Origin of the sequence: Idiomarina sp. UBA3162 (assembly GCF_002364475.1) — a bacterium.
GTDB lineage: Bacteria > Pseudomonadota > Gammaproteobacteria > Enterobacterales > Alteromonadaceae > Idiomarina.
In genome coordinates this window covers 11,043-20,885 of record NZ_DEYI01000049.1, presented here as the reverse complement: position 1 = coordinate 20,885, position 9,843 = coordinate 11,043, and the positions used below count along the sequence as shown (strand labels likewise).

The following is a 9,843-nucleotide window of genomic DNA, read 5'->3' as shown; positions in this document are numbered from 1 at the left end:
TGCGATTCCTTATATCGTCGTTCTTATTCAGCGCGAAGGTGATGCGGGCTATACCAGTCTAGGTAGTCTGCTATTAGCGAGCGGTTTAGCTGGCCTATTGGCCGGCCGTTTTTGGGGACGTTGGTCAGATTCCGCTAGCCATCATGTGATGGCGGCGGCGTCAGTGATGTCGACGCTTGTGATGTTGATAGCCTTGGCGATTTATTATTGGTTCCCACAAGCGTTGAGCTCAATTTGGGCGGCGGGTGGTTTGATGTTCCTATCTGCGGTAGCGCACCATGGCGCGCGTGTGGGGCGCAAAACCTACCTTGTGGACATGGCGAATCAAGATAACCGTGCGCAACTGACTGCTGTATCCAATACGGTGATGGGCGTTATTCTGCTGGCCGGTATCTTACTCGGTTGGTTAGATGCGTCTTACGGTGTGGCGGCGGTATTATGGTTGCTTGTCGGTATTGGGTTGCTTGCCACACTGTCCTCGCTCTCACTTAAAAATGTGTCTGGCAGTTAGCCAGACACACTGCTGTATATTCTATTTTCCTTTAAATACCGCATATAGCCCAATAATCACGGCTACTACACCACCGATTAAGTACCACATGGTGTTATCAGTTGGCTCATTGGTGACCATTTGTGAAGCTTCAGACGCAAGTGACTGAGACGCCTCGTAAGAAAAGTACAACAAAATTGCTCCGACCACTAAAAGAATAAGACCTACGATTTTATTCATCTGATTTCACCTAAGTTGTTGTTATGTATGTAAAATAAATTAACTGCACTTATTACCATAGCATTTATTTTTTAGTTTGACGTCAGCGTTACGTCAAATGTCATATATATATTCTTCCGTAATATAAGTAAACACTGTAAATGAACTATTACAAAATGGTGAAGGAAGAGCGAGCATGAAAGAAAAAACAATAAAATTAAGTGTCATCGCGCTTGCCGTATCAGCAGTTTGCAGTGCCTCACCGGTTTTGGCACAGCAACAGCAAGCTGAAGAAGCGCCCGAAAATATTGAGCGTATCGTAACTCTGGGATCACGGGTGAACGGAAGAACGGCTACTGAGTCGGCTTCACCTGTGGATATCATCTCCAGTGAACAGCTGGCAGAGACGGGAGCAACAGAACTAGGTAAAGCGATTCAGATGAGCGCGCCCTCGTTTAACTTTTCTTCCACCACCATTTCAGATGGCTCGGATATCATTCGACCAGCGACGTTACGTGGTCTAGGACCTGACCAAGTACTTGTACTCGTCAATGGTAAACGGCGTCATCAGCAAGCCTTGGTTAACGTACAAGAGACGATCGGTAAAGGCTCGGCAGGTTATGATATCAATGCGATCCCAATCACCGCGGTTGAACGCGTAGAAATTCTGCGGGATGGCGCAGCAGCCCAATATGGCTCTGATGCTATTGCAGGTGTTATTAACATCACGCTTAAATCGAGTGACGGGGGAAGTGTAAATGCTGAAATCGGACAAACCTATGAAGGCGATGGCGAAGTCAATCAAGTCGGTTTCAACTTAGGTACGACCAATGATAAAGGCTACTTTAACTTTACCTTAGAATACCGTGATCGCGGTATGACTAACCGCGCCGCTCCCGCAACGTTAGAAGCGACCGGTGGGCAGCTAATCGGTGATTGGTGGGACCGCAATGGTGATCCTGTTGTACGTTTACATGTCGGTGATGCGGATTCAGAAAACTATTATGCATGGTTTAACTCAGCTTACACACTGAGCGGCTCTACCGAGCTCTATGCGTTTGGTGGTATCTCGTCACGCGATGGCGGATCAGCGGGCTTTTTCCGTGGACGCGGACACCCACGCACCATTGAAACAATTTACCCAGACGGTTTTTTGCCCCAACTAAAAACTGAAGCGGATGACCAGTCGTTAGCCGTTGGGGTACGTGGTGACCTACCCAATGCTTGGTTGTGGGACGCGAGCATTGTGTATGGCAAAAATGAATTCGGTTTTAACTCTGCCAACTCAGCAAACGTCAGCTGGTATTATGAGCCGGCGCCGGGCGGCGGAATATACGCCGATACGCCGACCGAGGCGTTTGATGGTGAATTAGTGTTTGACCAAACCACCTTTAACCTCGATTTTAACGGCACCATCGACGTCAATAACGAATTGCTCTACTTGGCTTTGGGGGTTGAGTTTAGAACCGATGGCTATGAGATCAATGCTGGTGATCCGGTATCTTGGGCTTACGGTCGAACTAATGATCCCTCAGTCACCATTCTGACTCCTTCCGGTGCACCGGCAGAAGCGGGTATACAAGGATTTCCAGGCTTTAGTCCGGGACAAGAAGTGGATGCCTCACGTGATAGTTATGGCGCTTACGTTGATGCCGAATATTACGTAACCCCTGACTGGTTGCTTGCCGGTGCATTACGTTACGAAGACTACGATATCGCGGGTGATAATATCTCTGGTAAGATTTCGACACGGTACGATATTACCAGTGATTTCTCGGTCCGCGGTACGTTGGCGACCGGCTTTAGAGCGCCCGGTGTGCAACAAATATATTACTCACAAGTGCTTACTAATATCGTAAATGGAACTTTGGTACAAACCGGCACTGTGTCGAATGACGATGAAGTTGCTCGTCAATTCGGTATTAATCGACTTGAGGAAGAAACATCTGAGAGCGCGAGTATTGGTATCATCAAACGTTGGCGCAACGGACTCGATCTGACCGTTGATTTGTATCAAATTAATATTGATGATCGCATCGTTATCTCAGAGCCTTTAACAGCAGATATCGGTACCGAGTTCGCAACCATACTCGACAATAACAATCTCGGTGCGGCGCAGTTCTTCACTAACTCTGTGGATACCAAAACGCAGGGCGTCGATATTATCGCGTCATATCCGACTGATGTGTTGAGTGGCGACCTGGTGTTAACTACGGCGTTGAGCTTCGTTAATACCGATGTCGAACGCGTTAACTCGGTCTCATCACTTATTCCTGCTGAGCAGATATTTAACGATACGCAAGTATTGCGTATTGAAGAAGGTCAGCCCAGTGAGAAAGCGTCTATTATGGCCGATTGGGAGCGTGATCGTTGGAGCGTTAACCTTGCATTCAACTATTTTGGTGCTGTCGAAGGTCAAGCGTTCACCGGTGTTAAACATAAGTGGGATGGAAAGTGGCTCACAGACTTGTCGGTAGGTTACGATCTGACTGAGGACTTTAAAGTGGTCGTGGGTGCAAATAACGTGTTTGATACCTACCCAGATGAATGGGGTAGTGCAGGCGTTCCGTTCTCTCAAGCAGGCTTTAAATACGGTTGGGAGACACTACCGTTCGGTATAAACGGCGGTTACTACTACGTAAAAGCGAAGTACAGCTTTTAATTGCTCACAAAAAAGCCCACCGCGAGGTGGGCTTTCAACTTCTGGTTTTGTAATCTTAATCGTTTAAGTATGAGGTTAGCATCCAGGCAGTCTTTTCTTGCTCGCGGATGTAATCACTCATCAGCGCTGAAGTGCCTTCATCATTTGCGTCATTCGCTAGATCTTGAATTTCGCGCTGTAGACGAATTGTCGTTTGATAGCTATCTAGGATGTTAGCCACACACGCACGACCATCATGAACGTCTTTGACTTCTTCGATGTCACTGGTCTTGATATAAGTTGAATAGGCATGCATCGGGCGTTGACCTAATGTCAAAATACGCTCTGCAATTTCATCAATCTTCAACAATAAATCGTCGTAGGTTTCTTCGAATTTGGCATGTAGCTCGAAAAAGCGCTCACCTTTAATATTCCAATGAAAGCCACGAACGTTCATGTAAAAAATCTGATAGTTAGACAACAACTCGTTGAGTTTGTCGGCTAATTGCTCAGCTTTTTTCTCATCTAAACCAATCACTTTTAATTGCTTCATTACTTATCTCCGGTAAAACGATGCTGTTGAACTGATACGAATCTAGCGCAATTCCGATCAGTTTTGTAGTGTGGCATCGCGTTTACCATCGCGAATATGCGCTTCACCTCGCTGTTTAGCGAGCTGGATCTGGCGCTCGCGTTCGGCATAGCGTGCTTTTTGCTCTTCGGTTGTTTTATCGTAACAGTGTGGACAACTGACACCTTTCACATAATGTTCCGATTGCTTCTCTTCATCAGTGATAGGCATGCGGCACGCATAGCACTGGTCGTACGCACCTTGCTCTAAACCGTGTTTTACCGTTACACGCTGGTCAAAAACAAAGCACTCACCATCCCAAAGGCTGGTTTCCTCGGGCACCATTTCTAGATATTTTAAGATGCCGCCCTTTAAATGATAGACCTCATCAAACCCTTGCTCTTTCAAGTAAGCCGTGGATTTTTCGCATCGAATACCACCGGTACAAAACATGGCTACTTTTTTGTGTTTAGACGGGTCTAGGTGCTCCTTGACGTATTCAGGGAACTCACGGAACGTTTCCGTTTTTGGGTTGACCGAGCCTTTGAACGTGCCTACCGCGTATTCGTACTCGTTACGCGTATCAATTAAAAGCACTTCGGGATCTGAGATAAGGTCGTTCCACTTTTCTGGCTCGACATAAGTGCCCACGGTGTTTTTCGGATCCACCCAATCGACGCCCATGGTGACAATTTCGTTTTTAAGCTTTACCTTGGTGCGATAGAACGCTTGTTCATCGCTTGGTGACTCTTTATGCTCAATACCAGCGAGGCGTTCATCTGCGTTGATATGAGCCAATACATTATCAATGCCTTGGCGAGTACCACAGATAGTACCGTTGATGCCCTCACGTGCGAGCAATAATGTGCCTTTAACATCATTCTCTAACATCACTTGGTAGAGCGGTTCACGGAGCGCTTCAAAGTCGTTGAGTTCAACGAACTTGTAGAGGGCTGCACAGATATACATGTTTACTTCCTTTTTCAGCAGGTCGGATCGCAAATCCGAGGCGTTAAAATCGGGCGGATTATAACCAAATTAGAGCGTTATGTGTAGGGGGCCAAGTTGGGCGTTGAGGATATCTGGTTTAGTTTATTGGTGGGCCTTTCGTTTTTGACATCACTATTGAGTGCTGTCGCAGGTGCGGGGGGTGGGGCTGTACTTATTGCCGTATTAGCTTCGGTATTGCCCGCGCATGCAATCATCCCCGTGCACGGTTTTGTGCAAATGGGATCGAATGTAGGACGTTCAGCGCTGACGTGGCGGCATATTGATTGGCCTACCGTTATTTGGTTTGTGCCCTTTGGACTGGTCGGAACCTTGCTGGGTAGTCTCGTATTGCTGCAATTACCGCAACATTGGTTACAGTTGAGTATTGCTGGGTTCCTGTTGTTTTTAACCTGGGGCCCGCAGTTACCTAAATTAATTTTGGGACGTGTTGGTTTAGCGCTTGGCGCCGCATTATGTGGCTTTATTTCGCTGTTTGTTGGTGCTTCAGGGCCCGTGGTCGCCAGTTTCGTAAAAGCACGCTTTGATCATAGGCATACGGTGGTGGCGACATTTGCCGCTATTATGACAATGCAACATGCGCCGAAAGCTTTTGTCTTCGGCGCACAAGGATTTGTCTTTGAGCAGTGGTGGTTACTTATCATGTGTATGATAGCCGCCGGCTTTTTAGGAACCTACATGGGGGTTCGCTGGTTAAAGAGAATGACTAATCGACACTTCGACCAACTCTTTAAATGGGTGATCACTTTACTCGCTCTGCGTTTGCTTTGGACTGCCTTTTAGACGTTTATCCCAGCGTTGCCGAGCATAACGACGGAGGCTTGCGATATTATCGGTTTCGTCCATTATGGGCGTACCTAAAATGGTCTCGATGATATCCTCTAAAGTAATTAACCCAAGCCAACTTCCATGCTCATCATACACCAAACACATATGCTGGCGCTCTTGCAGCAGGTGCGCCATTAAGGCTTCAACACTCACCGTTTCCGTGACAATTTCAACTGGGCGTGTGAGTTCAGCAAGGGTTGTTTCCTGATCGGCTTCTAGCGCGTCACTGCGAAACAAGATTCCATGCGGCTCCTCGTCAGCATCGATGACTGGAAATCGAGAAAAGGGTAGTTGTTTAGTGTGCTTGTAGAACTCGCCAATGGTCATATCTGGGCGCACTGTCTCGCATACTGTGCGCGGCGTCATGACTTGTTTCACGCGAATATCGTGTAGATCTAGAATATTCCAGATAACTCGGCGCTCGTCCTCATCCAGCGCATTTTGCTCGAGTCCCATGGTCGCCATCGCTTTGATTTCTGAGCGTACATCGATATCTGCTTCATTGGCGCCAATACGTTTGGTAATTTGATCGGACAGCCAGATAAAAGGTTTAAGACTGGTGATTAAGAAGTTCAAAATACCCGGTAGTAGAGGCGCGAGCGAACGCCAAAATTTTGCACCGATAGTTTTCGGAATGATTTCTGACAGAATCAAAATCAGTAATGTCATGACTGCACTCGCGGCACCGAGATAACCATCTCCGAATACAACACCAACTTGGGCGCCTACACCTGCTGCACCGGCCGTATGCGCGATCGTATTGAGGGTTAAGATAGCGGCGAGTGGGCGATCAATTGTCTGTTTCAATTTTGATAGCTGTTTGTGCAGCTTTGGACGCTGTTCTTTGAGACCAGCAATGTAGCTTGGTGTAATCGACAGCAACGACGCTTCAAGCATGGAGCACAAAAACGATACACCAATAGCTATAAACGCAAATACAATCAGCAAAAACATGAATGAGTACCTATACGAGTTGAACGCCGATAATAACCATTGCGGCTATAAGTACAACCCCCCAGCCAAGCTTAATAGCGTGTTTTTGCCACCATTTTTGTGCATAAGGGCCTAACCAGAGAGCCAGTAACGCCAGTCCATAATAGCGAATGCCGCGTGATAGCGCCGACGCCAGCATGAACATGACAAAGGAGTAGTCAACGGCGCCGGCAGCTAACATCGCTGTTTGGAAGGGAACGGGTGTCACGCCCACTAAAAATACGGCCCAGAAGCCTTGAGCTTCGAGTGTACTTTTAAATTGTTCAAAAGAATCTTCAATACCAAAATAATTGATTGCCCAAACGCCTGCCGTATCCATGAATGCTTGACCCACAAAATAGCCAGCGGTCGCTCCTGTTAGACAACCCGCTAGCGCGACAGAAGCAATGAGCCAAATACGCTGGCGCTCAACAAGCATATATGGCACTAATATGAGTTCTAAAGGAATAGGTATAATGGTGGCTTCCAGCGCTGAGAAGAAAAATAAAAGTACCAGTGCATGAGGCGAGTCAATGAGTTTCTGGAACCACTTGTTCGCTTTTTTATCATCCGGTTCAATTTTCTGCGCTGAAGCAGGCTCGTTACTCACTTTAGGTATCCTTTTTACTCGATTAAGTTAATCGTATCGTTATACTGCATAAATTGGAATTTAGTGGATCGTAAAGTCGAAAAATTTCGTAAACTAAACCCAGAATGAAGTTAATAAGGTGTTTCCTCAATGAATTATCGTGGTAATAGCGCGTTCTCGCATCAACAAGCTGATAAAGTCGGTGTTTTGCTCACTAACCTAGGTACGCCCGACGCGCCCACTAAAGCAGCACTCAAGCCCTATCTAAAGGAATTCTTATCTGATCCGAGGGTTGTTGAGTTTCCACGTTGGCTTTGGAAAATTATTCTTAACGGTATCATTCTAAATATCAGGCCTAAGCGTTCTGCGGAAGCTTACAAAACCGTATGGACGGATCGGGGCTCGCCCTTGCTTTATCACACAGAGGACCAAGCCGCTGCGGTGCAACACGCGTTGACGCAGGATTTAGGTGAACATGTGGTAGTGGATTACGCGATGCGTTACGGAAAGCCATCGATCCAAGATGCGCTTGATAGAATGATGCGTGCGGGTGTACGCAAACTACTCGTGTTACCGCTCTATCCTCAATATTCGGCATCGACCGTGGGCTCAACCTTCGATGCAATAGCGAATGACTTTACTCAGCGACGTTGGTTACCCGAGTTTCGTTTCATTTCGCATTATCACGACTATGACCCATTTATCAGTGCTTTAGTTAATAAGATAGAGCGCCATTGGGAAACACACGGACGTGCCGATAAGCTGATTTTTTCTTATCACGGCGTACCTTTGCGCTACCTGAAAAACGGTGACCCTTATCATTGTGAGTGCTATAAGACCACGCGCTTGGTGGCTGAACGTCTAGGCCTCAGTGAGCACGAGTATATGACAACTTTTCAATCGCGCTTTGGCCGTGAGGAATGGTTAAAGCCTTACACCGATGAGACGTTAAAAGCATTGCCGAAGCAGTCAGTGAAATCGGTCCAATTGGTATGCCCTGGTTTCTCATCAGACTGTTTGGAAACCATTGAGGAAATTGGTGAAGAGAATCGTGAGTACTTTATCGAGAACGGGGGCGAGCGCTATGAATATATTAGCGCACTCAATGCTGATGAGGAGCATATCTCAGCACTTGTTAGCTTAATTAAAGATAACCTCGCAGGCTGGACTGTACCCGAGCAGCAGGCCGAAGCGTTAGCGACAAGACAACGTGAAGCTGATAAGGTAGAGCGAAACACGGCGAGTTGAGTCAAGCATGAGTAGCACTCAAGGATTTGGTAAAACATTTAGTTTTATAGCGTGGGGACTTGCCCTCGCGCTATTGGTTTGGTTCTTCCAAGACAAGCTCGAGCAGCAATTTAATCCCAACCAAGACGTTGTTTCTCAGCGACTGGGCGGGCAAACCGTGGTCGAACTGACGCAAAATCGTATGGGCCACTATGTGGTATCTGGCAAGATAAACCAACAACCCGTCACATTTCTTTTAGATACCGGTGCAACGTTAGTAGCGATTCCCCAGCAGGTGGCTGACCGGCTCGGTTTGGTCAAAGGACGCAAGGGTATTTCGGCGACCGCGAACGGACGTATTGTGACCTATCGGACTCACCTGAATACCTTAACGCTGGGTGGAATTACACTGAATAATGTTGATGCATCAATTACCCCAGGTTTGGAGGATGATGTGATCTTGCTGGGCATGAGCGCGTTAAAACAAATGGAGCTGGTGCAAAAGGGTGACACCCTAACGATCAAATATTGAGAGGTTTTATGAAAAAGATAATCGCAACGGGTACATTTTTTTTGGTATCTGCTGTTATTTCGTCATCAGTAATTGCTCAGCAGTCATATCGTGATTGTGCTGTCATTAAAGACGACCAAGAGCGGCTGATGTGTTATGACCGTTTGCACGAACAAGACAAAAAGCCCGTGCCAACGGCAAAGATGAAAGAGAAAGTGGAGCGAGAGCGTCAAAATAATTCAGAGTTTGGCTTAGAGCATAAGAAACTGAAAAAAGACGAACGCATCACCGTGCAGATCACGGAGCGAGATGAGGACGCTTATGGTAAGTGGATACTCACTTTCGACAATGGGCAGGTGTGGAAACAAGAGGGCTCAGATAGCTACTTTCCGTGGCAAGACGGTGCAACCTACTTTGTCGAACGTGGTATGTTTAACGCGTTCTATCTAACCCGGGAGGGCGTGAATAAACGATTGAAAATAGAGCGTATCAAGTAGTCGGCTGTTCGACGACTTCAATGAGTTGCTCGAGCGGCATCGGGCGGTAGTAGTAGAAACCTTGTGCCGCTTGGCAATGTCGCTTGACAAAGTATGAGGCCTCTTCGGCACTCTCAATACCCTCGACAGTAATTGATTTGTTCATTCCTAACGCCATCGATATGACTGCTTCTGTAACCGGGTGAGATGCGCTATCAGTCAATACTCGGCGAGTAAAGCTACGATCGATTTTGATAATATCGGCCGGTAAGTCGTTCAAATATGAAAGTGATGAATAGCCTGTACCAAAG

At 46.9% G+C, this 9,843-nt stretch carries 11 protein-coding genes and 1 pseudogene; 6 read left to right on the top strand and 6 right to left on the bottom strand.

Annotated elements, in window-relative coordinates; translation table 11 throughout:
* Positions 1–511 (top strand): annotated as a pseudogene (locus tag B2X00_RS05940) (MFS transporter permease); the annotation flags it as partial.
* Between the two features lie 21 nt (positions 512–532).
* On the opposite strand, the gene B2X00_RS05935 reads toward B2X00_RS05940, so the two are convergent.
* Positions 533–730: a DUF3185 family protein gene (locus B2X00_RS05935; RefSeq protein WP_006954416.1), complete on the bottom strand. Its 198-nt coding sequence runs from the start codon at positions 728–730 to the stop codon at positions 533–535.
* Between the two features lie 175 nt (positions 731–905).
* On the opposite strand from B2X00_RS05935, the gene B2X00_RS05930 reads away from it, so the two are divergent.
* Positions 906–3,371, top strand: a complete 2,466-nt coding sequence (locus B2X00_RS05930; protein WP_290486519.1) for a TonB-dependent receptor plug domain-containing protein — start codon at positions 906–908, stop codon at positions 3,369–3,371.
* 55 nt (positions 3,372–3,426) lie between these two features.
* Here B2X00_RS05930 and B2X00_RS05925 read toward each other — a convergent pair whose 3' ends face one another.
* Both B2X00_RS05925 and B2X00_RS05920 read right to left on the bottom strand, forming a co-directional pair.
* Positions 3,427–3,903 (bottom strand): Dps family protein, encoded by a 477-nt coding sequence (locus tag B2X00_RS05925; RefSeq protein ID WP_006954414.1) that lies wholly within the window; start codon positions 3,901–3,903, stop codon positions 3,427–3,429.
* 57 nt (positions 3,904–3,960) lie between these two features.
* On the bottom strand, positions 3,961–4,890 hold the full coding sequence (locus tag B2X00_RS05920) for a rhodanese-related sulfurtransferase (protein ID WP_290486518.1): 930 nt from the start codon (positions 4,888–4,890) through the stop codon (positions 3,961–3,963).
* A 96-nt stretch (positions 4,891–4,986) separates the two neighbouring features.
* Between B2X00_RS05920 and B2X00_RS05915 the strand changes: the two genes are divergently transcribed.
* Complete coding sequence (locus tag B2X00_RS05915; RefSeq protein ID WP_290486517.1) at positions 4,987–5,712, top strand: sulfite exporter TauE/SafE family protein; 726 nt, start codon at positions 4,987–4,989, stop codon at positions 5,710–5,712.
* On the opposite strand, the gene B2X00_RS05910 is transcribed toward B2X00_RS05915, so the two are convergent.
* A complete protein-coding gene (locus B2X00_RS05910; protein ID WP_290486516.1) occupies positions 5,677–6,711 on the bottom strand; it encodes a CNNM domain-containing protein in 1,035 nt (344 codons plus the stop codon). The genes B2X00_RS05915 and B2X00_RS05910 overlap by 36 nt on opposite strands.
* Positions 6,712–6,721: 10 nt before the next feature.
* A complete protein-coding gene (locus tag B2X00_RS05905; RefSeq protein ID WP_083404982.1) occupies positions 6,722–7,339 on the bottom strand; it encodes a YqaA family protein in 618 nt (205 codons plus the stop codon).
* 129 nt (positions 7,340–7,468) lie between these two features.
* Between B2X00_RS05905 and hemH the strand changes: the two genes are divergently transcribed.
* The 3 genes from hemH to B2X00_RS05890 are packed head-to-tail and all read left to right on the top strand — an operon-like array spanning position 7,469 to position 9,553.
* Complete coding sequence (hemH, locus tag B2X00_RS05900) at positions 7,469–8,566, top strand: ferrochelatase (protein WP_290486515.1); 1,098 nt, start codon at positions 7,469–7,471, stop codon at positions 8,564–8,566.
* Positions 8,567–8,573: 7 nt separating this feature from the next.
* Complete coding sequence (locus tag B2X00_RS05895; protein ID WP_006954408.1) at positions 8,574–9,077, top strand: retropepsin-like aspartic protease family protein; 504 nt, start codon at positions 8,574–8,576, stop codon at positions 9,075–9,077.
* Positions 9,078–9,085: 8 nt separating this feature from the next.
* The gene (locus B2X00_RS05890) at positions 9,086–9,553 is read left to right on the top strand and encodes a hypothetical protein (protein ID WP_290486514.1); all 468 of its coding nucleotides are present in this window, start codon (positions 9,086–9,088) and stop codon (positions 9,551–9,553) included.
* On the opposite strand, the gene B2X00_RS05885 is transcribed toward B2X00_RS05890, so the two are convergent.
* Positions 9,546–9,843, bottom strand: a 298-nt coding sequence (locus tag B2X00_RS05885; RefSeq protein WP_290486513.1) for an EAL domain-containing protein, incomplete at its 5' end; no start/stop codon positions are given. The genes B2X00_RS05890 and B2X00_RS05885 overlap by 8 nt on opposite strands.

Bases quoted from the DNA above. Each gene is read 5' to 3' on its own strand.
- B2X00_RS05910 (WP_290486516.1), bottom strand. From the start codon at position 6,711: ATGTTTTTGCTGATTGTATTTGCGTTTATAGCTATTGGTGTATCGTTT.
- B2X00_RS05890 (WP_290486514.1), top strand. From the start codon at position 9,086: ATGAAAAAGATAATCGCAACGGGTACATTTTTTTTGGTATCTGCTGTT.
- B2X00_RS05895 (WP_006954408.1), top strand. From the start codon at position 8,574: ATGAGTAGCACTCAAGGATTTGGTAAAACATTTAGTTTTATAGCGTGG.
- B2X00_RS05930 (WP_290486519.1), top strand. From the start codon at position 906: ATGAAAGAAAAAACAATAAAATTAAGTGTCATCGCGCTTGCCGTATCA.
- hemH (WP_290486515.1), top strand. From the start codon at position 7,469: ATGAATTATCGTGGTAATAGCGCGTTCTCGCATCAACAAGCTGATAAA.
- B2X00_RS05925 (WP_006954414.1), bottom strand. From the start codon at position 3,903: ATGAAGCAATTAAAAGTGATTGGTTTAGATGAGAAAAAAGCTGAGCAA.
- B2X00_RS05920 (WP_290486518.1), bottom strand. From the start codon at position 4,890: ATGTATATCTGTGCAGCCCTCTACAAGTTCGTTGAACTCAACGACTTT.
- B2X00_RS05935 (WP_006954416.1), bottom strand. From the start codon at position 730: ATGAATAAAATCGTAGGTCTTATTCTTTTAGTGGTCGGAGCAATTTTG.